General features: G+C 46.8%; 1 protein-coding gene. It reads right to left on the bottom strand.

Annotated features, from left to right (window positions below):
• Nucleotides 1-203: 203 nt before the first annotated feature.
• The coding region (locus ACLH1I_RS26695) for an IS1 family transposase (protein WP_000851394.1) at nt 204-299 on the bottom strand (96 nt) is incomplete at its 5' end.

The raw sequence follows: 299 nt of genomic DNA, 5'->3' as shown, positions 1-299 counted from the left end.
GCATCACGCCTTCAGTAGCGGAACAGGAGGGACAGCAGACGGAGACTGAAGCCACGGGAGCACCTCAAAAACACCATTATACACTAAATCAGCAAGTTGGTAGCATCACCAGGAATAGCTTATATGTACGATGATTTAATGAAGAACGGTAAAGATTATCTGAGCCGGTATCCGGAGCATTAACCCCAGGTAATGACTCCAATTTACTGATAGTGTTTTATGTTCAGATAGTGCCCGATGACTTTGTCATGCAGCTCCACCGATTTTGAGAACGACAGGGACTTCCTGCCCAGCCTTGC

Source organism: Klebsiella sp. 1SOBk10mer, assembly GCF_046602535.1.
Classification (GTDB): domain Bacteria; phylum Pseudomonadota; class Gammaproteobacteria; order Enterobacterales; family Enterobacteriaceae; genus Klebsiella; species Klebsiella quasipneumoniae.
Note: the sequence above shows the minus strand (reverse complement) of the source record. Positions and strands in the feature narration are given on the sequence as shown.